The following is a 24,260-nucleotide window of genomic DNA, read 5'->3' on the forward strand; positions in this document are numbered from 1 at the left end:
CCCCTCTCTACCTATCTGTCTCCCCCCCCGCGCCCCCCCCCCCCCCCAGCGCCCCCCCCCCCCGCGCCCCCCGGGCGGGAAAACCACCCCCGCACGACACGGCCGGGCCCGCCGGAAATCACCGGCGGGCCCCGGGGTCAGAGCTTCTCGACCGGCGCGTACTTCAGCAGCAGCCGCTTGGGCTTGGGGTCCCCGAAGTCGATCGTCGCCACGGCCTTCTCCGTGCCCGCGCCGCTGACCTCCACCACCGTGCCCAGACCGAACTGGTCATGGGTGACCCGGTCACCGGTCGACAGCGCGATGACCGGCTTCTCCGCACCGCCCCGCCGGGTGGCGAACCCAGCCGCCGCACCGCCCGGCCGCGAATGGGAGGAGGGCGACGACGACAGCCGGGAACCGAATCCGGCCACCGGGCCCGCCGGAGCGGCCGTCCTGCCGGTACGCCGCCACTCCAGATGCTGGTCCGGGATCTCCTCCAGGAAGCGGGAGGGCGGGTTGTACGCGGGCTGCCCCCAGGCACTGCGCAGGGAGGAACGCGACAGATAGAGCCGCTCACGGGCGCGGGTGATCCCGACATAGGCGAGCCGCCGCTCCTCCTCCAGCTCCTTCTTCTGGCCGAGGGCCCGCATATGCGGGAAGACGCCGTCCTCCATACCGGTCAGGAAAACCACCGGGAACTCCAGTCCCTTGGCGGTGTGCAGCGTCATCAGGGTGATGACACCGGATCCGTCCTCGTCCTCGTCGGGGATCTGGTCGGAGTCGGCGACCAGGGCGACCTGCTCCAGGAACTCCGCGAGGGTCCCCGCACCCTCCTCGCCGCCCTCGGCGCGCGCCTGCTCGAATTCCAGGGCGACCGCCGCCAGCTCCTGGAGGTTCTCGATACGGGTCTCGTCCTGCGGATCCGTCGACGCCTGGAGCTCGGCGAGATATCCGGTCCGCTCCAGCACCGCCTCCAGGACCACGGCGGGTCCCGCGCCGGAGTCCACGATGGTGCGCAACTCGCTCATCAGGACGTTGAACCGCTTGACGGCGTTGGCGGAACGGGCGGCCATGCCATAGGCCTCGTCCACCCGGATCAGCGCCTGGGGGAAGGTGATCTTCTCGCGCAGGGAGAGCGCGTCGATCATCGCCTCGGCCCGCTCACCGATGCCCCGCTTGGGCACATTGAGGATCCGGCGCAGCGGAACACTGTCCTCCGGATTGGCGAGGACCCGGAGATAGGCGAGGACGTCCCGGACCTCCTTCCGCTCGTAGAAGCGGACGCCGCCGACGACCTTGTACGGCAGCCCCACCCGGATGAAGATCTCCTCGAAGACCCGGGACTGGGCGTTGGTGCGGTAGAAGACGGCGACATCGCCCGCCTTGGCGTCGCCCGCGTCCGTCAGCCGGTCGATCTCATCGGCGACGAACTGCGCCTCGTCGTGCTCGGTGTCGGCGACATAGCCGGTGATCCGCGCCCCGGCGCCCGCGTTGGTCCACAGATTCTTGGGGCGGCGGCTCTCATTGCGCTCGATGACGGCGTTGGCGGCGGAGAGGATCGTCTGGCTGGAGCGGTAGTTCTGCTCCAGCAGGATCGTCGTCGCCTCCGGGTAGTCCTCCTCGAACTGGAGGATGTTGCGGATGGTCGCGCCCCGGAAGGCGTAGATCGACTGGTCGGCGTCACCGACCACGCACAGCTCGGCCGGGGGAAGGTCCTCGTACCCCTCGCCGACCAGCTCGCGGACCAGGGTGTACTGGGCGCGGTTGGTGTCCTGGTACTCGTCCACGAGGACATGGCGGAAGCGGCGGCGGTAGTGCTCGGCGACATCCGGGAACGCCTGGAGTATGTGGACCGTCGTCATGATGATGTCGTCGAAGTCGAGGGCGTTCGCCTCGCGCAGCCGGGCCTGGTACATCCGGTAGGCCTGGGCGAGGGTCTTCTCGAAGCCGTCGGCGGCGCTGTCGGCGAAGGTCTCCTCGTCGATCAGCTCGTTCTTCAGGTTCGAGACCTTGGCGCTGAACGACTTCGGCGGGAACTTCTTCGGGTCCAGGTCCAGATCGCGGCAGACCAGCGCCATCAGCCGCTTGGAGTCGGCGGCGTCGTAGATCGAGAAGGAGGAGGTGAAGCCCAGCTTCTTCGACTCGCGCCGCAGGATACGGACGCAGGCACTGTGGAAGGTGGAGACCCACATGGCCTGGGCGCGGGGGCCGACGAGCTGCTCGACGCGCTCCTTCATCTCCCCTGCGGCCTTGTTGGTGAAGGTGATCGCCAGGATCTCCCCGGGGTGGGCGCCCCGGGTCGCCAGCAGATGGGCGATCCGGTGGGTGAGCACCCGGGTCTTGCCGGAGCCCGCGCCGGCGACGATGAGCAGCGGGGAACCCGCGTGGACGACGGCGGCGCGCTGCTGGTCGTTCAGCCCGTCGAGGAGGGCCTCGGGATCGATCACCGTGCGCGGGGCGCCGTCCCGGTGGTACGCGTCCCTGACCGGGGGCAGGTCATAGGCGCCCTGGAAGAGATCGTCGGGGATCTCCTCGCGGGCATGACCCTCCGGGCCCTCGTGGTCCTCGGGTGGCGGGGGCTCCTCCGAGGGGGACTGGAGGCTTGCCAGGAAGTGGTCGTCAAAGAGGCTGCTCATCGCTCTCCGAGTCTAGGCGGAGCCACTGACAACGCGCCGCCCCCTTGACGGAAGCGTCCGGGAAACTCCCGGAACGACACGGCCGGCCCGGGAGATCCGCACGGCCCGGTGACCGGTCAGGTCCAGAGCGTGGCGATAAAGATATTGACCACGGTCAGCCCGCCGACGGCGCCGAACAGCCCCTTCTCCACCGTCTCGTCGTCCCGCTTCACATAGACCAGGCCGAGGATCACCACCAGGACCGCCAGCTTCACCGCGATCTTGATGTTGTTGACGGTCTGGTCGTCCGCCTGGTTGAGCCCGACCAGCGCCACTCCGGTGACCAGCATGGTCAGCGCACCGTGCAGCATCGCCGGGGTGAAACGGGCGGTGCCGGCCCCCATCGCCTTCATCTGGGTGAGGAATCCGCCCAGGAGGGAGGCGATTCCGATGATGTGCAGCGCGACGAAGACATTGATGAGTACGTCCATGGGGCGGACTCTAACCCTCCCGATACCGCCCCTCTCAGGTCAGGTCAGCCTCATCGGGCCGGACCGGTCTCATGCGCCGTGATCCGTCCGCTCCGCCGCGTAGGCGACAAAACGCGACCAGGCGCGGGGAGCCACACCCAGGGCCGGTCCCGCCGTGTTCTTGGAGTCGCGGACATGGACGGTGTGCGGCAGGGTGGCGACCTCGACGCACTGCCCCGCACCGCTGGCGCTGTAACTGGATTTCCGCCATATGTAGCCGACTTCAGCGGGTATGGCGCCCGCGATATCGCTCTCGCCGAACGTGGAACGCACCCTGGTGCCCTTCACGGCTCCTCCGCCAACCTCGTGATGAACTGGGCCGACTGCTCAGGGCGATACTGTCATAGCGGTGGGTCACCAACGAGGTCCCGGGTGAACAGGACCGCACTCCTGTCCGGGAATGGCCGCGCCGGCCGGCGGGGCCACGGAGGGGCCGGACGGCACCGTCCCGTCCGTCACGCACGCTACCTGCGACAACATGAACACCACATTCCGGTGGCTGTTCCCGCCGATGGCCCCCGGTGATCCCCGGGGCGGCGACGGAGTTGGCCGCTTTGAGCGGAACGCCGCCACCGCCGGGCTCCCGGCGCCCCGGATCAGACCAGCCGCCGGGCCGTGGCCCAGCGGGTCAGCTCATGCCGGTTGGAGAGCTGGAGCTTGCGCAGCACCGCCGAGACATGCGACTCGACCGTCTTCACCGAGATGAACAGCTGCTTGGCGATCTCCTTGTAGGCATAGCCCCGGGCGATCAACCGCAGCACCTCGCGCTCGCGCTGGGTGAGCCGGTCCAGATCCTCGTCGACCGGCGGGGCGTCGGTCGAGGCGAAGGCGTCGAGCACGAACCCGGCCAGGCGGGGCGAGAAGACCGCGTCCCCCTCCTGCACCCGGAAGATCGAGTCCACCAGATCGACCCCGGTGATCGTCTTGGTGACATAGCCGCGGGCGCCACCGCGGATCACCCCGATCACATCCTCGGCCGCGTCCGAGACCGACAGGGCGAGAAAGCGCACCGGGGAGTCGGCCAGCGCCATCAGCGAGGCACAGCGCCGCAGCACCTCCACCCCGCCACCGCCCGGCAGATGGACATCGAGCAGCACCACCTCGGGCCGGGCCGCCGTGATCACCGCGACCGCCTGGTCGACATCCGCGGCCTCGCCGACCACCTCCACCCCGGTCTGCTCGGTCCGGCCGATCTCGGCCCGTACCCCGGTACGGAACATCCGGTGGTCGTCCACCAGCACCACCCGCGCCCGGCGCCCGGTCCCGCCGGTCCCCTCGCCGCTACCGCCGTCGTCCGCGCTCGCCGTCATGTCTCCGCCGCCCTCTCCATCTCCAGCTCCACTTCGGTGCCCCCTCCGGGTGCCGGGCGGAGCCGGGCCGTCCCGCCGTTGCGCTGCATCCGGCCGATGATCGATTCCCTGACGCCCATTCTGTCGTCCGGGACGGAGTCCAGGTCGAAGCCCGGCCCGCGATCCCGTACGGACACATAGACGGTCCGGCCGTCGACCTCGGCGAAGACCTGCACGGCACCACCCTCGCCACCGTACTTGGCCGCGTTGACCATCGCCTCGCGCGCGGCCTGCATCTGCGCGGCCAATTTCTCGTCCAGCGGGCAGTCGCCGACGACGACGACCTCCAGCGGGACACCGTGCTTGTCCTCGACCTCGGCGGCGGACCTCTTCACCGCCTCGGCGAGGGTGTCGGGCTCGTCGGACTCCTCCTTGCCGGTGCCCTCGGGCCGGTAGAGCCAGTTCCGCAGCTCGCGCTCCTGGGCGCGGGCGAGGCGGCGGACCTCGCCCGGGTCGTCGGCGCGGCGCTGTATCAGGGTCAGGGTGTGCAGCACCGAGTCATGGACATGGGCGGCGACCTCGGCCCGCTCCTGGGCCCGGATGCGCATGGTCCGCTCCTCGTTGAGGTCCTGGGTCATCCGCACCAGCCAGGGCCCGGCGAGCAGCCCTATCCCGGCGATGACCGCTATCGCGGCCGTCAGCACATTGCCGAGCTGGGCGGCGGAGCCGCGGACCACCATGAAGCCCATGAGGCCCATACCGACGAGGGCGGCGCCGGTGAGGCCCCGGGCTATCTGGAAGATCCGGCGGCCCGGCCCGCCGGCCTCGGTCCAGCGAGCCCGCCGAGCGTTGTCCGCCTGCCGCCACACCAGCACCACGCCCGCGCCGATCAACAGGATCGGCCAGACATAGCGATTGCTCTTGGTCTCGATGTTCCCGGCGAGGATCGCGGCGCCGAAGAGCAGCACGATCATCGCGAAGAGCTGGCCCTTGTCGGGCTTGCGGAGCTTGCGCCGGCCGTCGGGGGTGACCTCGAAGACCGAGCGGTGCTCGGTGGCGGTCCGGCCGCCGACGCCGAGCGGCACGACGACCCAGAACACCGCGTACAGCAGCGCCCCGATGCCCTCCACCAGGAAGAGTCCGAGGAAGGCCAGCCGTATCCAGATCACCGGCAGCCCGAGATGGCCGCCGAGGCCACGGGCGACCCCGCCGAGCAGACGGCCCTCCGCGCTGCGGTAGAGCTTGCGCGGCCCCGTGTCCTCGGGCGCGGGGGCACGCGGTGCTGTGGTGGGGCGGGACGAGGCGACGGGCATGTCTCCGATCGTCACATGCCGGGCGGGGCTCCGGTATCAGGGGTGACCCTGGCCCGACCCTGACGGGGCCGGGAGAGCGGGGCCGCCGATATCAGGGTCGGGCCAGGGTCGCCCCCGGTGCCGCCCCCGGCGGACGCCCGGCACCATGGACTCATGACACAGCCGACCACTCCGTACCGGGACGGGCCGGACGGGTCCGCCGAAGAGCGGGCGGGCCATCCCGCCCCCGAGGCGCGCCCGCTGCGCCGTACACCCCGCCAGAAGGTCCTGGCGGGGGTCTGCGGCGGACTGGGACGGCATTTCGACATAGACCCGGTCATCTTCCGGATCGTGATCGGTGTCCTCGCCCTGACCGGCGGGGTGGGGCTGATCTTCTACGGCTTCGCCTGGCTGCTGGTCCCGATGGAGGGCGAGGAGGAGAGCGAGGCCCGCGGGCTGCTCTCCGGCCGGGTCGAGGGGGCGACGCTGACCGCGGTCTTCCTCACCCTGATCGGCTGCGGCCTCTTCCTGACCCTGCTGAGCAACGCCGGGGTGGTGACCTTCGCCTTCCTGCTGTCGCTCGCCACCGGAGGGGCGGCGATCTGGTCCCGGCGGCGGACCGTGGCACCGGACAGCGCGCCCCTCGACCCGGCGACCGCCCATGTGGTCGCCGACGCCCCGCCCGAGACCACCGCGCCGCCCGCGCCGGACGGCCCGTCCTGGTGGCGCGATCCGGTCACCAAGGACGGCGACTCCTCGACGGGATATCTGTGGGGTCCCGCGGACGCCGTCGACAAGGAGCAGCCGGGCCGGAGCCTGCGCACCCTGCTGAGCCGCACACCCGCCCGCGGCCTCGGCAATGCGATCTGTACCGCCGCACTGGTGGCGGGCTTTCTCGGCACCCGGCTGAGCTGGGACGACAGCCCTCTGGGCACCAGCCTCCAGATCGGCCTCGCCTGTGCGCTGGGCGTGTTCGGGCTGGGCATGGTGATCAGTTCGTTCCTGGGCCGGACGGGCTTCGGCACACTGATGATGACGGTGATCACGGCACTGCTGCTGGGCGGTGCCTCGCTGGTGCCGAAGGACATCTCCACCCAGTGGTCGAGCACCGAGTGGAAGCCTCCCTCGGCCGCGGCCGTCGAGCGGCGGTACGAGATGGGTTCGGGCCTGGGGACGCTCGATCTGCGCGCGGTCCGGGTCCCCGCCGGGGAGACCGTCGCCACCACCGCGGAGGTGCGGGCCGGGCGGCTGAAGGTCCTCATACCCGAGACCGCCTCGGTGACGGTGCGAGCCGAGGCGGGACTCGGAGCCATCCGGCTGCCGGGCGACGCGCGCGACCATCTGCGGATCACCCGGGACCAGGAGCGCCGGACCACCGTTCCGGCGCCCGCGGGGGCGAAGCCGTCGGGCACCCTGGTGCTCCGACTCGATGTGGGGATAGGCCAGGTGGAGGTGGTCCGTGGTTCATGAGATCCGCACCGACGGGTACCGGCGGGGGCCGGATTCCCCGGACGGGACGACACAGAGGCTCTGGGACCGCCATCGTTTCCAGCCGGGCCGGCTGATCGTCGGGCTGGTGGCGCTGATCCTGACCACCCTGTACGGCGGGGACGCGGGCGGCTGGTGGAGCACCCCCGGCTGGGTGGTGATCCCGGTCCTCGCCGCCGGGCTCGGGATCGCCGGGTCGATCGCCCTCGCCGTCTACAGCGTGCGGCGGCGGCGCTCCGCGATCAGCGCGTCCAGCGAGACCACGGAGGCCCCGGCGAGGATCAGCGGCAGGAAGGCCATGAGGTAGGGCAGGTCGTTGCCGAGGTAGTAGGGGTCGGCGGGCCAGCTCACGGTGAGCCACAGGCTCAGGGAGATCAGTGCTCCGCCGAGGGCGGCGACCCGGGTCAGCAGTCCGAGGAGCACACCGATACCGACGGCCAGCTCGCCGAGGGCGATGGCGTAACCGAAGCCCACGGGGCTGTTCAGGGCCATGTCGACCATCTCGGGGATGGCGGCCTGGTCGCGGATGCCCCGCATCTGGTCACCGAGGGAGCCGATGCCGCTCTCCCGAAGGAAGGCGCTGTCCGTGAGCTTGTCGATGCCCGCGTAGAGGAAGGTGACGCCCAGGAAGATCCGCAGGGGCAGCAGGGCGTAGCGGCTCGCCTGTTCCTTCCAGCCACCGCCGCCCACGGGGCCGCCGCCCAGGCCCGGTCCGGCCGTCGTCCGATATGTCTGTGTCATCGCTGTCCCCGCTTCCGGCCGCTTCGGCCTTCGCGCCGTCACCTGGCATTCGTCTGTTCACCCGACCATACGTATGGAAGGGCGATCGGGCTCATGCCAAAAGCCTCCCCCCTCGCATTCACAGCCGATCCTCAGATTTCGGGCGGTGTGCGCGGGGCCGGTTCCCGGGCGGTGGCGCGGTGCTCCCCGGCGCGGTGCGCGGGCTCCCGGTCCGGGGCCGGAACACAGCGATGCCGCCACCCGGGCGGGCGGCGGCATCGGTGGCGGTCCGGGTGCCCGGCCGGCTCAGAACCGGGACGGTACGAGCCGGGCGGGTACGGGCCGGGGCACGGCGGGTGCCCGGTGGGAGGTCACTCCCACTCGATGGTCCCCGGCGGCTTGCTGGTGACATCGAGGACGACGCGGTTCACATCGTTGACCTCGTTGGTGATGCGGGTGGAGATCCGCGCCAGCACGTCATAGGGCATGCGGGTCCAGTCGGCGGTCATCGCGTCCTCGGAGGAGACCGGGCGGAGCACGATGGGGTGGCCGTAGGTGCGGCCGTCGCCCTGGACACCGACACTGCGGACATCGGCGAGCAGCACCACCGGGCACTGCCAGATGTCCCGGTCCAGACCGGCGGCGGTCAGCTCCTCACGGGCGATGGCGTCGGCGTCGCGCAGCAGGTCGAGCCGGTCACGGGTGACCTCGCCGACGATGCGGATACCGAGGCCGGGGCCGGGGAAGGGCTGGCGCTGGACGATCTCCTCCGGCAGGCCCAGCTCCTGGCCGACCATGCGGACCTCGTCCTTGAAGAGCTGGCGGAGCGGCTCCACCAGCTGGAACTCCAGGTCCTCGGGGAGGCCGCCCACATTGTGGTGGGACTTGATGTTGGCGGTGCCGGTGCCGCCGCCGGACTCCACGACATCGGGGTAGAGCGTGCCCTGGACCAGGAAGGCGACCTCTTCGCCGTCGGCGGCGCCCTCGGCGATGATCTCGGCCTGGGCCTGCTCGAAGACACGGATGAACTCGCGCCCGATGATCTTGCGCTTCTCCTCCGGGTCGCTGACTCCGGCGAGGGCGGCGAGGAAGCGCTCCTCGGCGTCCACGACCTTGAGCTGGACGCCCGTGGCGGCGACGAAGTCCTTCTCGACCTGCTCGGTCTCGCCCTTGCGCATCAGACCGTGGTCAACATAGACGCAGGTCAGCTGGGAGCCGATGGCCTTCTGGACCAGGGCGGCGGCGACGGCGGAGTCCACACCGCCGGAGAGGCCGCAGATGGCGCGCTTGGTGCCGACCTGCTCGCGGATGGCCGCGACCTGCTCCTCGATGACATTGCCCGTGGTCCAGGTCGGCTCGATGCCGGCACCCCGGTAGAGGAAGTGCTCCAGCACCTGCTGGCCGTGGGTGGAGTGCATCACCTCGGGGTGGTGCTGGACGCCGTAGAGCCGCTTCTCGTCGTTCTCGAACGCCGCGACGGGCACGAGGTCGGTGGAGGCGGTGACGGTGAAGCCCTCGGGCGCGCCGGAGCAGGCGTCGCCGTGGGACATCCACACCTGCTGCTCGGCCGGGGTGCCCTCGAAGAGGGTGGACCCGGTCCGGCTGACATGGAGGCCGGTACGGCCGTACTCACGGGCGCCGGTGTTGTCGACGGTGCCGCCGAGCGTGGTCGCCATCAGCTGGAAGCCGTAGCACATGCCGAAAACGGGCACTCCGGCCTCGAAGATCTCCCGGTCCAGCCGGGGCGCGCCCTCGGCGTAGACGGAGGAGGGTCCGCCGGAGAGGATGATCGCCTTCGGGTTCTTGGCGAGCATCTCGGCCACCGGCATGGTGGACGGGACGATCTCGCTGTAGACCCGGGCCTCGCGGACGCGGCGGGCGATGAGCTGGGCGTACTGCGCGCCGAAGTCGACTACGAGTACGACATCGGGCGCGGCAGCGGGAGACGCTGATGACACTGGCGGCCTTCCGGCGGGGGGTTCGGTTCTTCCGATTCTACCGGGGTGGCGCGGGGTCCCCTGTCTCATCATCCGGGCGGGACGTTGGCCGGGCCCGCGCGGGCGGGCCATACTGGTGCCATGCACACGCAGCAGACCTCCGTCTTTACCTATGGCAACCGGCCCGTCCGGCTGCCATGGTCGTGCTGCTTGAGCCACTGACAAGCAACGTTCCAGGCGCCCCGGGCCGACAAGGCCCGGGGCGTTTCTGTTGTCCTCGGGCCTTGTCGCCCGGCGGGTGCCTCCCCCGCCGACAGGAGACAGACATGACCACGATCACCACGAACACCCCGGAGACCACCGCGCCGGCCACCGGCACCGCGGCTCCTGCCCCCGCCCCGGGGACCCGTGCCGAGCGGAGCGTCGCCGGGCGGGAGAGCGCCGAGTGGACCGGGGCCCGGACCGAGGAGGCGGCGGGCGCCATCGCGAACGCCCGGGACCGGATCGACGCCCTGGACGACCGGATCATCGGCCTGGTGCAGGAGCGCATGGCCGTCTCCGCCGTGATCCAGGAGGCACGGATCACCTCCGGCGGGCGGCGGGTGAACCTGGCGCGGGAGATGGAGGTCCTGGAGCACTTCCGGGACGCGCTGGGCAAGCCGGGGACCGCACTGGCCATGACCCTGCTGGAGCTGTGCCGGGGACGCGTCTGAGCCCCCGCCGAGCGGGACAGGGCCGAGCGAGCGGGACAGAGCGGAGCAAGCACGACGGAGGGCGGCCGGGGCGTACGGGGCGGCATACGGGTGGGACGTACCTGAGTTCGGGACCGCTCTCACCCATACGGAGCGTGACCACGGCCGACGGGCCTTCGTTGGTCCCGGTGTCCGTGCCAGCCAGGGGCGGCCTGAAGGGAAACCACGCGTGGCTCCGCTGGGGCGTGTGACGCACCCCGGTGCGTCGTGGGACCTCGCCCCAGCGCACGTGACCGGTCGGCAGGGGACAGCAGCCCGGTCACCCCAGCGGCCGGCTCCGGGGACGCCCGGGGCCGGCCGCGATCCCCCTCCCGTTCGCTCCCGCCGGCCCGTCCCTCGGGTCCCTCCCGTCCCGCCCGGGCCCCGTCCCGTCCCCGGGCCGCGCGCACGGCCCCGTACAACCCTTTCCGCGATACATGGGTCAACCATGCGTACCCAGGGCCCCTGTCGTATCTCCCGTACGGCCCACGGCCCGACCGTCCGGTGCCGCGGAGCCGTGGCACTTCCCCGTCGCGGAAGGCCCCCATGAAGATCCGCCGTGCTCTCGCGCTCGCCGCGGCCACCGCCGTCGTCGCCCCCGCGGTGTTTCTCGCCTCCCCCGCGACCGCCGCGACGGCCGCACCGTCCGGCCCCTCGCCCTCCGCCTCGGCGAGCGCTCCGGCGGACCCGGCTCCCCAAAACACCCCTGGCACCCCTGATACCCCTGGCACCTCCGACGCCTCTGATACCCCTCACACCCCGGACACCCGTGACGCCACCAGCACCTCCGACACGTCCGGCGCCTCCGACAGCTCCGACACGTCCGACGCCTCCGCCCAGGAGGCCCCGGCGCCGGGCACGATCGGCCCCCGCCCCGAGCACGATGGCGGCGAGGGCGAGTCCTGCGACACCTATGTCCGGGAGAGCACCGCGATCCGTACCGAGCTGAAGGGCCTGCCCTCCCGTATCCCCGCCGGTTCCGACTGGGTGGACTTCACCTTCCGGCTGACCAACACCGCCGACCGGGCCCGGACCGGGATCACCGTCAACGCGGAGGCCTACACCCCGGACCACCAGTACGAGACCAGCTCCCGCTATGTCACCCTCCAGGCGCGGATCGACGGTGTCTGGCGGACCGTCGACTCCGAGGACAGCACCTTCGGCACGGCGGGAACCCTGGAGCCCGGCGGCCGGGCCGAGGCCGAACTGCGGCTCCGGGTGGACGCCACGGCGGAGCTGGGCCAGGGGACGGTCTTCTCGGGCGCCTTCTTCACCGAGAAGACCGATGGCGCGATCCACTGCGAGTCCGGCAAGTCGGGCCTGACCTCCCTCACCGTGACCGCCCCGGACCGGAACCCCGGTGACGGGGAGGGAGACGGCGGCGACGGAGCCACCGGCGGGAACAACGGTGGCAACGGCACGGACGCCACCAGCGGCGGGACCACCACCGGAGGCAGCGGGGGCAGCGGGGGCGCCGCCGACCCACAGGGCGACCGGAACGACACCCCGGTCCCCGGCGATCTCGCCGACACCGGCTCCACCGCCCCGCTGCCGGTCATCGGGACGATCGGCGCGGTCGCGGTCGTCCTGGGCGCCGGGACCGTCATCGCGGTACGGCGCCGCAGGACCGGCGGGACGGCTGCCTGACCGCCACCGACGGGCTCGCGGCGACCCCGTACGCCCCTCAAGGCTTCGGCGGTACCACCGGCATCCCCAGGAACGGCAGCTTCAGCGCCCCGAACGCCCCCTCCGGCACCGCCGGTGACACCGGCTCCACCGGAGCGACCCGCTCATAGGGGGCGCCCTGCTCCGGGCGGGTGTCCCTCTCCCCCTTGTTCGGCCAGAACGCCATCGCCCGTTCCGCCTGCGCCGTGATCGTCAGCGAGGGGTTGACCCCCGGATTGGCGCTGACCGCCGCCCCGTCCACGACCGAGATGCCCGGATGGCCGTGGAGCCGGTGGTACGGGTCGATCAACCCGGTCCCGGCCGTCGCCCCGATCGGGCAGCCACCCAGGAAGTGCGCGGTCAGCGGGGTGCCCATCAGCTCCCCGACATTCGATCCGGCGAACCCGTTGATCTCCCGGGCGAGCAGCGAGGCCGCCCGGGTGGCCGCGGCGATCTGGTCCGGATTGGGTGTGCCGTGCCCCTGCCGGGCCGTCAGCAGCCCCTTCCCCGGGCCGTGCGTCCGGCGGTATGTCGTCAGCGAGTTGTCCAGGGACTGCATCACCAGACCGATGATGGTCCGCTCCGACCAGCGGCGGACGGAGAGCGACCGCAGCGCGAGCACCGGATGCCGGGCCATGTTCCCGAGCCAGCCCACGACCCGGGCACCCGGGCGATAGGGCACCTGGAGGATGGTCAGCCCACCCATGGCGTTGGAGCCCCTGCCGTAGCGCACCGGCTCGATATGGGTGTTCGCGTCCGGGTGGATCGAGGAGGTGATGGCGACACCCCGGGTGAAGTCGACCCGGTCGGCGCCGTGCCGGCGGCGGTAGCGGCGGTCGTCGGTCTGGGCGCCGACCAGGGCCTCGGAGTTGGTACGGGTCAACTCCCCCAGCCGGGCGGAGAGCCGGGGCAGCAGCCCGGTGTCCTTCATCCGGTGCAGCAGGGTCTGGGTGCCGTAGGTGCCGGCCGCGACGACCACCCGGGAGGCCGTGAACGTACGCCCCCTCCCCTTGCGGAGGCGGTCGCTGGGCAGGGTGGAGACGGCGAACCCGCCACGGGAGTCCTCGGTGAGGGTGACGGCGGTGGTCATGGGGTGGACGGTCGCGCCCGCCCGCTCGGCGAGATGGAGATAGTTCTCGTTGAGGGTGTTCTTGGCGCCATGGCGGCAGCCCGTCATGCACTCACCGCACTCGGTGCACGCCCTGCGCTCCGGCCCCGCCCCGCCGAAGTAGGGGTCGGCGGCGGGCGCCCCGGGTTCGGCCACGACGGTGCCGTCGGCGTCCTGACCGTCGCCGAAGAAGACCCCCACCGGGGCGCGGTGGAAGGTGTCCCCGATCCCCATGGCCTCGGCGGTGGCCTTCAGATGGACATCGGAGGGGGTCATGGTCGGATTGAGCCGTACGCCGAGCATCCGCCGCGCCTGGTCGTAGTACGGCCCCAGCTCCGTCTGCCAGTCGGTGATGTCCCGCCACTGCGGATCGCGGAAGAAGGCGGTGGGCGGCACATAGAGGGTGTTGGCGTAGTTGAGCGAGCCGCCGCCCACCCCGGCGCCCGCCAGCACCATCACCTTGCCCAGCAGATGGATCCGCTGGATGCCGAAGAGACCGAGCGCCGGGGCCCACAGGAAGTTCTTCAGGTCCCAGGAGTTACGGGGCAGGGTCTCGCGGGTGAAGCGGCGTCCGGCCTCCAGGACACCGACCCGGTATCCCTTCTCGGTGAGCCGCAGCGCCGAGACCGCGCCGCCGAAGCCCGAACCGATGACGATGACGTCATAGTCGTCACGGTGTTCACCGTCGCCCCGGTCATGTTCGTGGTCGCGGGCGGAGGGGACCTCGGGCATCGCTCTCCTCGGTACGGGCAGGTACGGACGAGTAAGGACGAATACAGGCGGGTACGGGTGGGTACGGAGCGCACGGGCCGGGGCCCCGCCCCCGGCGCGCACCGGAGACGGCGGCGGCGGAACGGTCAGCGCAGACCCAGGGCCTTCATCGCCCTCAGGGACCGGCTCATGAACGCCGCGTACGCCGCGTCGTCCATCCCGAACGACGGCGCGAGCGGCACCAGTCGCTGCTGGGCCACCGTCTGGGCCTCGGTGTACTTGAGGATGCCCTCGGAGCCATGCCGCCGCCCCAGCCCGGAATCCTTCATTCCGCCCATCGGGGCGCCCACGCTCCCGTACGCGGAGGCATACGCCTCGTTGATGTTGACCGTCCCCGTGCGCAGCCGCGCCGCCAGCGCATGCGCCCGCCTGCCGTCCCGGGACCAGATGCTGGCGTTCAGCCCGTACGCGGTGGCGTTGGCGCGCTCGACCGCCTCGTCCTCGTCCGTGAAGCGGTACACGGAGACCACCGGGCCGAAGGTCTCCTCGGCGCAGACGGCCATCGAGGGCTCGACCCCTTCAAGGATGGTCGGCTCGTAGAAGAGAGGACCGATGTCCGGCCGTGCCACCCCGCCCGCGACGACGGTGGCACCCTTGGCCACGGCCTCGTCCACATGGCGGACGACGGTCTCCAGCTGGCGCTCCCCGGCGAGCGAGCCCATGTCGGCGCCGTACGCGAGGGCGTTGCCGAGGCGCATCGCCCGCGCCCGCTCGGCGAACCGGGAGACGAACCGGTCGGCTATGGACTCATGGACGTACAGCCGCTCCGTCGAGATGCAGAGCTGCCCGGCGGAGGAGAAGGAGGACCGGATCGCCCCGGCGGCGGCCTGCTCGATGTCGGCGTCCGCCAGGACGAGCAGGGGGTTCTTGCCGCCGAGTTCCAGCGAGACACCCACCAGCCGGCCGGCGGCGCCCCGCGCGACCTCGCGGCCGGTCCGGGTGGAGCCGGTGAAGGAGACGAAGTCCGCGTGGCGGACCACCTCGGGGCCGACCACCGGGCCCTCGCCGAGGACGACCTGGAAGACCTCGGCCGGGAGCCCTGCCTCGACCAGCAGATCACGGGCCCAGAGCGCGGTGAGCGCGGTCTCGGTGTCGGGCTTCATCACCACGGCGTTGCCGGAGACAAAGGCGGGCAGGGCGTCCCCTACGGACAGCTCCAGCGGATAGTTCCAGGGGGCTATCTGTCCGACGACGCCCCGGGGGTGGCGCAGCTCGGTGGCCTTGGTGAGCAGCGGGACCACACCGGCGTGACGCCGGGGGCGCAGATATCCGGCGGCCCGGCGGCCGTAGTGCCGGGCCGCCAGCGCGACGGCCTGCACCTCCTCATGGGCGTGCAGCCGTGCCTTGCCGGTCTCCAGCTGGATCAGATCGAGCACCTCGGCCTGGCGCTCCAGCAGCAGATCGTGGAAGCGCAGCAGCGCGGCGGCGCGGACGCGGACGGGCGTCGCCTCCCAGACCGGCTGGGCGGCGCGGGCCCGCCGGAACGCCTCGGCCACGTCATCGGGGGTGGACTCGGGCAGATCGGCGAGCTTCTCCCCGGTGAAGGGGGTGTGGTTGGCGGTGCGGCCCGAACCGACGACATCCCGGGTGAGCTGGGCGACCACCTCCGGTGTGACCACATCGGCGGCGGTGCGCGCACCGGCCGGGGCGGGGGCTGCGGGGTTGGTGCCCGAGAGGGCTGCGGCGGGGGCCTTCACGTCCGTCATGGAGCCGAGCGTAGGCGTCGATCGACACTTTGGGTACCCGCCGGTAACGGCTTGGAGGCGGGTGGCCGTACGGGGCGTCCATCGCGCCAGCGTTCACTGGCACATAAGCCCTGATCAGGACGTTGTCCGGGTACGGGGGAGGCTGCGGCGGCCGTACTGGAGCCCCGCTGGACGTGCGTTCGGGCCTACCGCCGGGGCCCCGGGAGGCGGTTCACGGAGCCCCGGGTGGTTCACAACACCCGGGTGGTTCCTAGCACCCCGGGTGGTTCCTAGCACCCCGGGTGGTTCACAGCGCCCCGGGTGGTTCACAGCTCCCGGATCCGCAGCCGGCCGACGACCCGGTCGAAGAGCGCGCGGCCCTCCTCGGCGGCCCAGCCCTCGGCCGGTCCGGCCACCCGCAGCCGCCAGTAGACCTGGTCCGCCCCGGTGCCGGTGGTCACGATCCGCTCCCGCCAGCGCTGCCGAACCTGGTCGTCGCCGATCACCGGGTGGTCGAGATGGTCCACGGTCAGATCGAAGGCGCGGGCGCCCTGCTGGGTGGTGGTGGCGACGGTCACCCGGGCCTCCGCGATCTCGGTCCCCCTGGCGCCGCCCCGCTCGTAGTGGCGGCGCCAGGCGGACTCGGTGGGCGGGAGGGCGTCACCGTCCTCGGCGGGGACGACCCGTTCCAGCTCGATCCGGAAGACCCCGCTGGGGTCGCGGTAGACGACCTCGGCGCCCCGGACGCCCTCGGTCCGGCGGTACTCGGTGGGCACGGCGAGATCGGCGGCGACGACCTCCCGGTCGGAGCGGACCTCCCAGCCCTCCGGCAGCCCTCCTGGGTCCTGGGCGAAGGGGTCGAGCAGCAGCAGGGCGAGGGCTCCGGCGGCGGCGAGGGCACCGGCTCCGAGGCCGTAGCGCACGGCCCGGGTGCGGCGGGTGCGGCGGGTCCGGCTCAGTGGGGGCTCCCGGTGTCCGGCAGGGCCCCCGGCAGGGCCCTCGGCAGGACCAACGGGGGCGTCGGGGCCCGGTATCGCCGTGACCCCGGGGCCCGGAGCCGCCGGGGACACCGGAGCCGCCGGGGCCGCCGGGGACACCGGCGTGACCCCGGGGCCCGGAGCCGCCGGGGACACCGGAGCCGCCGGGGCCGCCGGGGACACCGGGCTCCCCGGTGGGCGTACCACCGACTCCAGGGTCCGCCGGATCTCCCCGGCCTCCGGCCGCAGCGCCGGATCCTTGCTCATCATCCGCATCAGCAGTTCACCCAGAACTCCTGTGCCCCGCGCGGGCGGCTGCGGCTCGGCGGAGACCACGGCCTGAAGGGTCGCCGGGGCGTTGGACCGCCGGTACGGGGAGAGCCCCTCCACGGCCGTGTAGAGCACCACCCCCAGCGACCAGAGGTCGGACTCGGGACCGGCGCTCCGCCCGAGGACCCGCTCGGGTGCGATGAACTCCGGGGAGCCGACGAACACCCCGGTCTCGGTGATCTGCCGCTCGCCCTCGACCCGGGCGATACCGAAGTCGGTGAGCACCACCCGGCCGCCCCGGGCCAGCAGGATGTTGTCGGGCTTGACGTCCCGGTGCAGCACCCCGGCCTCATGGGCGGCGCAGAGCGCGCCGAGCACCGCGAGCCCGGTCCCGGCCGCCTCACGGGCGTCCAGCGTGCCCTCCCGGAGCCGGTCGGCGAGCGAGGGGCCCCGTACCAGCTCCATGACGATCCACGGCCTGCCGTCCTCGGTCACCACATCGTGCACCGTCACCACGGAGGGGTGGTCGATCCGGGCCGCCGCGCGGGCCTCGCGCTGCATCCGCAGATGGGCCCGGTCCCGGGCCGCCGGGCCCACCTGGTCCGGAACCCGGGGCTCCTTGACGGCGACCTCGCGGTCCACGACCTCGTCATGGGCGTGCCAGACGGTGCCCATGCCGCCGTCGCCGAGCCGGCCCACCAGGCGGTAGCGCCCACCGATCCGCCGCCCGGCCCCGGGGTCCGGCGCCGCATCCGGCCCTTCGCCCGGTGGCCGTCCCGCTCCGGGCGGGTCGAGACGGTAGCTGGTCGGCTCGTCCGCCCGACCCCGGTTGTTGGTCATCCCCCCATCCTGGCCAGCCTCCGGGACGCTGTCAGCGAGGTCGGCCGGCGGATACGGAGCCGTGACCGTACCGGCCCCGGCGACACCCCGGACGGAGCGGATTCGGCGGCGGATACGGCGGCAGGACCGGCGGCGGGTTCAGCGGCGGGATCGGCTACGGGTTCAGCGCGGCGCTTCCCAGCTCTGGAGGATGGTCCGGAACTGCCGGAGGGTGGTCTTCCAGTCCGCCGCCGGACCGTCCAGATAGAGGGCGTACTCGACGCCCTGATCGTCGTAGTACGCCAGGTCGACCGCCTTGCGCGGCCCCGGGAACGGCCGCTTCTCGGTCCAGGCGAACTCCCACCGCGCGGCCTTGGTCTGATCGCGGTAGACGACCCGGTCCAGCCGGATGCGCTGGTAGTCGGGGAGCTTCTCCCGCAGATTCGCGTCCAGATCCAGGAGATGCCGGTACGGGCTGTCGAAGTCCGGTTCACGGTCGATCCCGATGCGCAGCCGGTGGAGGCCGTTGTCCGGGGAGTAGTCGATCTGCTCACCGACCTTGGTGCGGGTCCATCCCTGGGGCAGGAGCAGGCTGAAACCCGCCGGGTCCTGGACGCGCTGCCAGCCTTCGGGCAGGACCGGGTCGCCGCCGTCACCGCCGTCACCGTCACCGCCGCCGACCCCGTTGCCGGGCGAGTCACCGCTGTCGCGGACCGTCGCCCCGGGGGAACGGCCGGTGGTGGGCTCCGCGTTCTCTTCCCTGCCCCCGGCCACCGGGGCCTTGTCCCGTGCGTTCTGGACGGCGTAGTGCGTCCCGATCCCGGTCAGGGCGACGAGCACCACGGCGACCGCCGCGAGCGCCATGGCCCGCCGCTTCCCGCCACGACGCCCGGCCGGCGGGGAATCCGAGGAGACGGTCGTGGCCGAGGCCCCGCCGGCGGCCACCGTGCCGGTGTATCCACCCGGCGTGGCCAGGGAGCCGGCCGGGGCCGACGAGGGATGTGCGGAGGCGGCCGGAGGGGCCGGGGAGCCGGCGGGCATCGTGACGGTCGGCGCGGCCAGGGGCTCCACGGTGGTGGCGGTGTCCGGCTCCCGGCCCTCGGTGACCGCGCGGAACATCTCCTCGGCGCGGGCCCCCGACGGCCGCCGTGCGGGGTCCTTGTCCAGCAGCGCCAGGATCACCGGGGTGAGCGGGCCCGCGTACTGCGGCGGTCTCGGCTCGTCGGTCACCACCGCCTGCATGGTCGTCAGCGGGGACGACCGGCGGAACGGCGACTCGCCCTCGACCGCCGTGTAGAGCGTGGCGCCCAGCGACCAGAGATCGGAGGCCGGTCCGGGATCGCCGCCCCGTACCCGCTCCGGGGCCAGATAGTCGATGGAGCCCACGATCTCACCGGTCCGGGTGATGGTCGCGTCACCCTCTATGGCGGCGATCCCGAAGTCGGTGATCAGGGACCGGCCGTCGGCGCCCAGCAGGATGTTGGCGGGTTTGACGTCCCGGTGGAGGACCCCGGCGGTGTGGGCGGCGTCCAGCGCCCGCAGCACCTGGAGCCCTATCCGGGCGGCCTCGACGGCGGGGACCCGCCCGGACGCCTTGACCGCGTCGGCGAGCGAGGGGCCGTCGACGTACTGCATGACGATCCACGGCCGTTGGTCGTGGTCGAGCACATCGTGGACGGTGACCACACCGGGATGGCTGATCCGGGCCGCCGCACGGGCCTCTTTGCGGGTACGGGCGTGGAGCACGGTCCGGTCGGCCTCGGAGGCGTACATGCCCGCCGTCAGTTCCTTGATGGCGACGACTCTGTTCAGCACCTCGTCGTCGGCCCGCCAGACCCGGCCCATGCCGCCCCGGCCTATGCTCTCGCCCAGCCGGTACCGGCCGGCGAGCAGCAGACCGGCCCCCGTGCCCTGTGTGTTCTCCACGTACGTACCCCGCCCCATCCCCTCGGTCCCCACAGATTACGGAACGAGGCCCCGGCGGCGGAAACCACCAGGGGTTCCCCGCGTGCCGGATGTCGTCTCCCCCAGGGGCCGGTGACACCTGGTCAGCGTCCGGTCGGCACCCGGTGACACCGGATCAGCCGGACGGACGGCCCGGCCCGGAGGACGGTTCCCTCGGCCGTACGGTTCAGTCGGCCGTACGGGCTGGACCGGCCGCGCGGACCCGACCGGTCGCGTGACGTCGGCCGGTTGCCGGCCGTACGGACTCAGCCGGTCGTGCGGTAGCTGTCCACGGCGGCGCGGTGCGCCTCGGTCACCTCGTCCCGGCGGTCCTCCGGACCGATCACCTGCACCACGTGATAGCGGCCGTCGACCACGCTCACCAGATTGCGGACGTAGACCTGCCGGCCGGTGGCGTCCGTCCAGGTGTACTGGCCCTCCGCCATGAGCTGCCGGCCGACCTGGACCTGGCGCACCCCGATGGACGTGGCCCAGGAGGACTCGCGGTACGGCTGGAGTTCGCGCTGGGTGTCCTGCTGGTAGGCGAGGGGGTCGCCGCCGCCCTCCTGGGCGCTGTCCCGGCCGGGGACGACGATCAGGGTGAAGTCACCGTCGCCGTAGCGGATCTGGCCGCTGTCGTTGATGGGCCTGCGCTGCCAGGAGGAGTCGACGCCCACCTGGAATCCCTCGGGGTCCTTGCGCAGGACGAAGCCGGAGGGGAGGTTCCCTGCGGGTGCGCCGGTCTGCTGCTCGGATCCGGAGGTACGGGACGGGCCGGGCGACGGCTTGCCCGTGGGCGTCTCCTTCACGGGGTCCCGGTCGCCACCGGTCTCCCCGGCGGGGCCGCCGGGCGCCGACGGGGCGGGGGAGGCGGTGGCCCGGGGAGCGTCCGGGCTCCCGGCCCGCTCCCCGCCCTCTTCACCGGCCTCGGGCAGGAACAGCACGGCATACGCCACCGCCGCGGTCACCAGCCCGAGGACCACCAGGAGCAGGGTGCGGCCGAGCGCCCGGGGGGTGCGCTCCTTGGTCTTCTTGTGACGGTGGCGGCCGTGCACCACCTCGGCCGAGCCGGAACGCCGCCGCCGCACCAGCTCGCCCCGGCGGCGCACCACGGGGAGCCGGCTGCCCTGGGAGGGGGCCGGGGGTACGGGGACGACCGCGACCCCGGCGTCCGGCTCCGGCGCGGAGCGCACCAGGGAGCGCAGCCAGCCGCGCAGCTCCTCGAAGTCGGGCCGCTCGGTGGGGTCCTGGCGGAGCAGTGACTCCACGACCGGGCGGAGCGGGCCGCACTCCTCGGCGAAGGCGGGCGGCTCGGAGCAGACCAGCTGGACCAGTTCGGCGGCGTTGTCCTCGGGGTAGGGGGCATGGCCCTGGACGGAGCGGTAGAGCAGGGCGCCCAGGGCCCAGAGGTCGGTCGCGGGGCCGACGGGGGCGGCGAGCTGCCAGTTCTCATGGACGGGACCGGCCTGCTCGGGGGCCCAGCGCTCGGTCACCGCGCCGACGACGGCTATCCGGGCCTGCCGGGCCCGCTCGGCGGCGAGCGGGGTCGCGGGCCCTCGGTGGACGGGGGCGCCCAGGGCGGGAGCGGGCTCCCCCCAGGCGCCCGCGGCGCCGGGCGGGGGCGGTGGCGGGGCCGGGGAGTGCCGCTGGGCGTCGGCCCGCAGCGCGTCGGACCCGGCGCCGCCGTAGCGGCCTCCGGACGGGGAGGCGGAGCCGGAGCGGACGGCGGGCAGCGCGGGCCGCTCCACCCCGGCGGAACCGGGGGCGGACCCGCCGGCGGAGCCGGTGGGGGTACGGGGGGCGGGGGCGCGGTCGGCCGGGCGCTCACGGACGCCGTACGGGTCGCTGTCGCGGTACGGGTGGGGGTCGGTGCCCCAGGGGAGCGCGGGCGGCTCCGTCGCGGGGCCGAAGCCCGCGGGCAGCGGCAGCGGGTTGACCGGCGCGGGCAGCGGGCGCCCGGGTGCGGCGCCCCCTCCGGCGGGCAGCGGGCGGGGGCCGTCCTGGCCGGGGAAGGAGGCGTCGTGCCAGGTGCCCGCCAGCCGGGCCCGGCCGGGCTCCCCGGAGGTGTCGTCGTCGTCCACCGCGCCCTGGCGGAAGAGGCCGAGGTCGGTGTCCTCGTCGTCGTCACCGAAGTCGTCGCCGAAGCCCGGTTCCCCGAAACGGGGGTGGCCGCCCTCGGGAGCGCCACCGTCCGGGCGGGCGCCCAGCGGGAAGGGGCCCGGGGTGTGCTCCCCGGGGCGGCGGGCCCACCAGTCGGGGTCGGCGCGCCGCTCCTCACCGGCCCTGGCCCCGGCACGGGCGCCCGCGCGGTACGCGGCTATCGCACCCGAGCGGGCCCCCCGGGTGTCCGGCACCCCGGGGCCGCCGGTGTCCCCGTAGGGCCGCACGGGCGCGGTGCCGTAACGGCCCCGGCCGTCACCGCCGTCGTCCGTGTCATCGGTGCCGTCCGCGCCGTCGGGGTTCCCCGGGTGGCCGCCGTAGCCGCCCGCGTACCCACCCCCGTAGGCATCGCCCTCGTCGTCATCGTCGTCGGCGGCGTCCTCGTACTCCGCGCCGTCCCCGTACTCCGCGCCGTCCGCACCGTCCTCGTCGTCGGCGTCCTCGTCGTCGACGTACTCCCCGTCCTCCTCGTACGCGCCGTACTCCTCCTCGTACGCGCCGTCGGTGTCCGGGTCGCCGTCGGGGCCGTGGCCGGGGCCGTACGGGTCGCCGTCCTCGTCGTCGTAGGCGGGGAAGGCGTCGGGCCGCTCCTCCGGGAGACCGGTCGGCACGGGGGCGTATCCGCAGAGCGCCTCCTCGGCCGCGCCCATGGCGAGACCGGTGAGGACGGTGCGGCCGTCGTCGCAGACCAGGACGGTACGGGCGGTGATGTTGCGATGGGTCCAGCCATGGGCGTGCAGCACCCGCAGCGCGGTGAGCACATCGGAGGCGACCTCGGCGGCCCGGTACGGGGTGAGCGGCTTCTCCGCCAGCAGGGCGGCGAGCGGGCGGGCGGCCACCCGCTCGCTGACTATCCACAGCGACCCGGCCTCCGCGAAGACATCGAAGACCTGGTCGAGCCGGGGGTGGTCGGGGATGGCCGCCGCGGCCTGGGCGGCCTCGACGGCACGGAGCACGGCCGGGTCGGTGGGCCCGCGGAAGGTGCCCCCCAGCGGCGCTCCGCCGGGCGCTCCGGGGCCGTCGACGACCTCGGCCTCCACCACCTCCGGCAGCGGCACCTGGCGGACCAGCACCTCCTGGCCGCTGTAGGTGTCAAAGGCCCGGGTCTCGGCCAGCTCGTACTCGTCGGAGGGGGGCAGGGGAAGGCGGTAACGGTCGGCGAGGACCCGGCCTCCGTACTCGTCCATGGCTCCGCCTCCCCTCACGTCGCTTCCGCTCCCGCCGGCCGCCGGCTCACCGGCCGGTGTCGTGCACCGCGCTCCCGGCTCCGGAGGACCCGGGGGCGACCGGGTCAACCCCGGTCATGAACACGGCTGTTGCCGACCTCTCCCCATCAGCTCTCACGATACGTGTACCCACTCAGCCCGTGGGCTTGAATGTGCTGAACGCGGTCTTCCTCAGCTCGGTGCAGGACGGCTTCTTCCAGTCGGCGGCCGGGCAGCTGACCATGATGGCGTACCCATTGCCGTCGTCGACCTTGAACCCTCGGTTGAGCACCCGTATCCGCTGGCCCTGCTCCTGGCGCTCGAACTGCCAGTCGGCGACGGTCGGGTAGCCGTTGTACTCGACCTCCTCGATGCCGAGGTGCTTGTAGTCGTTGCTGGTGTTCCGGGTCCCGGGCCAGGCCGCGGTCCACGCCGCGGCGGCGTCGTCGCCGGGCTGCCCGGTGCGGTCGACCTGGAGGCGGGGGAAGCCGCCGCTCTTGCTGAAGATGGCGCCGGAGCCGCGTCCGGACTCATCGGTCTGGCGGAAACCGTCGGGCATGGCGATCTCGAAGCGGAACCGGCTGTTCGAGACCTCCTTGTAGCCGCCGGGGACCTTTCCGGCATCCGCGGAGTCGCCCTCCTTGCCGGATTCGTCCTTCTTCTCCGTGTCCTTCTCCGTGTCGTCCCCGGCCTTGTCGTCGGCCTCGCCGTCCGGGGTCTTCTCGGCGGGGTCGTCACCGGAGCCCTGGCCGGTGTCGGCGGTCTTCCCGGTGCCGCCGTCCGGGGTGGTCTCCCCGGAGCCGGAACCGGAGCCGGAGGCCCCGGCGGAGCTGGCGGTCTCCTTCTTGCCGGTGTTCTCGGAGTCATCGCCGTCCGGGCCGAACTTCAGATAGAGCACGGTGGCGGCGATGGCGAGCGCCACCACGACGGCGATGGTCACCAGGGTGCGCCGGGAGACCACATCGCCGAGCGGCGCCCGGGCCGGGGCGGCCCGCTGGACGGGCGGTGCCGGGTCGGGGCGGCGCGGCCCCGGGACCGGCGCCCCGGCGGCCGCCGGGGGAACGGCGCCCGGCCG

General features: G+C 73.0%; 17 protein-coding genes. 4 read left to right on the forward strand and 13 right to left on the reverse strand.

Features of this window, described 5'->3' with window-relative positions; all coding sequences use genetic code 11:
- Window positions 1-137 precede the first annotated feature (137 nt).
- From pcrA to ABT354_RS37095, 5 genes are all read right to left on the reverse strand, one after another.
- Window positions 138-2,615 carry a DNA helicase PcrA gene (gene pcrA / locus ABT354_RS37075; protein WP_351502290.1) on the reverse strand — a complete coding sequence of 826 codons (2,478 nt, stop codon included), beginning with the start codon at window positions 2,613-2,615 and terminating at the stop codon, window positions 138-140.
- Between the two features lie 116 nt (window positions 2,616-2,731).
- The gene (locus ABT354_RS37080; protein ID WP_351502292.1) at window positions 2,732-3,085 is read right to left on the reverse strand and encodes a hypothetical protein; all 354 of its coding nucleotides are present in this window, start codon (window positions 3,083-3,085) and stop codon (window positions 2,732-2,734) included.
- A gap of 69 nt (window positions 3,086-3,154) precedes the next feature.
- Entirely contained in the window at window positions 3,155-3,397 is a 243-nt protein-coding gene (locus ABT354_RS37085) for a DUF397 domain-containing protein (protein WP_351502294.1), read from the reverse strand.
- Window positions 3,398-3,720: 323 nt separating this feature from the next.
- A complete protein-coding gene (locus ABT354_RS37090) occupies window positions 3,721-4,434 on the reverse strand; it encodes a LuxR C-terminal-related transcriptional regulator (protein WP_351502296.1) in 714 nt (237 codons plus the stop codon).
- Window positions 4,431-5,726, reverse strand: coding sequence for a PspC domain-containing protein (locus tag ABT354_RS37095; protein ID WP_351502298.1), 1,296 nt, complete (start codon window positions 5,724-5,726; stop codon window positions 4,431-4,433). The genes ABT354_RS37090 and ABT354_RS37095 overlap by 4 nt, the downstream gene beginning before the upstream one ends.
- A 153-nt stretch (window positions 5,727-5,879) precedes the next feature.
- Between ABT354_RS37095 and ABT354_RS37100 the strand changes: the two genes are divergently transcribed.
- Together ABT354_RS37100 and ABT354_RS37105 are read left to right on the forward strand one after the other, a co-directional pair.
- On the forward strand, window positions 5,880-7,175 hold the full coding sequence (locus ABT354_RS37100; protein ID WP_351502300.1) for a PspC domain-containing protein: 1,296 nt from the start codon (window positions 5,880-5,882) through the stop codon (window positions 7,173-7,175).
- Window positions 7,165-7,500 carry a hypothetical protein gene (locus ABT354_RS37105; RefSeq protein ID WP_351502302.1) on the forward strand — a complete coding sequence of 112 codons (336 nt, stop codon included), beginning with the start codon at window positions 7,165-7,167 and terminating at the stop codon, window positions 7,498-7,500. The genes ABT354_RS37100 and ABT354_RS37105 overlap by 11 nt, the downstream gene beginning before the upstream one ends.
- On the opposite strand, the gene ABT354_RS37110 is transcribed toward ABT354_RS37105, so the two are convergent.
- On the reverse strand, window positions 7,407-7,934 hold the full coding sequence (locus tag ABT354_RS37110) for a DoxX family protein (RefSeq protein WP_351502304.1): 528 nt from the start codon (window positions 7,932-7,934) through the stop codon (window positions 7,407-7,409). The two genes, ABT354_RS37105 and ABT354_RS37110, sit on opposite strands and share 94 nt — an antisense overlap.
- Before the next feature lie 350 nt (window positions 7,935-8,284).
- The gene (gene guaA, locus ABT354_RS37115; RefSeq protein WP_351502306.1) at window positions 8,285-9,871 is read right to left on the reverse strand and encodes a glutamine-hydrolyzing GMP synthase; all 1,587 of its coding nucleotides are present in this window, start codon (window positions 9,869-9,871) and stop codon (window positions 8,285-8,287) included.
- 305 nt (window positions 9,872-10,176) lie between these two features.
- Here guaA and ABT354_RS37120 point away from each other — a divergent pair, with 305 nt between their 5' ends.
- Entirely contained in the window at window positions 10,177-10,563 is a 387-nt protein-coding gene (locus ABT354_RS37120) for a chorismate mutase (RefSeq protein ID WP_351502308.1), read from the forward strand.
- Between the two features lie 564 nt (window positions 10,564-11,127).
- Window positions 11,128-12,228: a hypothetical protein gene (locus ABT354_RS37125; protein ID WP_351502310.1), complete on the forward strand. Its 1,101-nt coding sequence runs from the start codon at window positions 11,128-11,130 to the stop codon at window positions 12,226-12,228.
- A 37-nt stretch (window positions 12,229-12,265) separates the two neighbouring features.
- Here the strand turns inward: ABT354_RS37125 and ABT354_RS37130 are convergent, their stop codons facing one another.
- The 6 genes from ABT354_RS37130 to ABT354_RS37155 all read right to left on the reverse strand — a co-directional run.
- Window positions 12,266-14,086 carry a GMC oxidoreductase gene (locus ABT354_RS37130; RefSeq protein WP_351502312.1) on the reverse strand — a complete coding sequence of 607 codons (1,821 nt, stop codon included), beginning with the start codon at window positions 14,084-14,086 and terminating at the stop codon, window positions 12,266-12,268.
- A gap of 125 nt (window positions 14,087-14,211) precedes the next feature.
- Complete coding sequence (locus ABT354_RS37135) at window positions 14,212-15,831, reverse strand: succinic semialdehyde dehydrogenase (protein ID WP_351502314.1); 1,620 nt, start codon at window positions 15,829-15,831, stop codon at window positions 14,212-14,214.
- Window positions 15,832-16,136: 305 nt separating this feature from the next.
- Window positions 16,137-17,897 (reverse strand): serine/threonine-protein kinase, encoded by a 1,761-nt coding sequence (locus ABT354_RS37140; RefSeq protein ID WP_351502316.1) that lies wholly within the window; start codon window positions 17,895-17,897, stop codon window positions 16,137-16,139.
- Window positions 17,898-18,059: 162 nt separating this feature from the next.
- The gene (locus ABT354_RS37145) at window positions 18,060-19,802 is read right to left on the reverse strand and encodes a serine/threonine-protein kinase (protein WP_351502318.1); all 1,743 of its coding nucleotides are present in this window, start codon (window positions 19,800-19,802) and stop codon (window positions 18,060-18,062) included.
- A gap of 284 nt (window positions 19,803-20,086) precedes the next feature.
- Window positions 20,087-23,167: a serine/threonine kinase C-terminal domain-containing protein gene (locus ABT354_RS37150; protein ID WP_351502320.1), complete on the reverse strand. Its 3,081-nt coding sequence runs from the start codon at window positions 23,165-23,167 to the stop codon at window positions 20,087-20,089.
- Window positions 23,168-23,339: 172 nt separating this feature from the next.
- Window positions 23,340-24,260 (reverse strand): serine/threonine kinase C-terminal domain-containing protein (locus tag ABT354_RS37155; protein ID WP_502983576.1); only part of this gene is annotated, 921 nt, incomplete at its 5' end.

This window comes from Streptomyces sp. NPDC000594 (genome assembly GCF_040299965.1).
GTDB lineage: Bacteria > Actinomycetota > Actinomycetes > Streptomycetales > Streptomycetaceae > Streptomyces.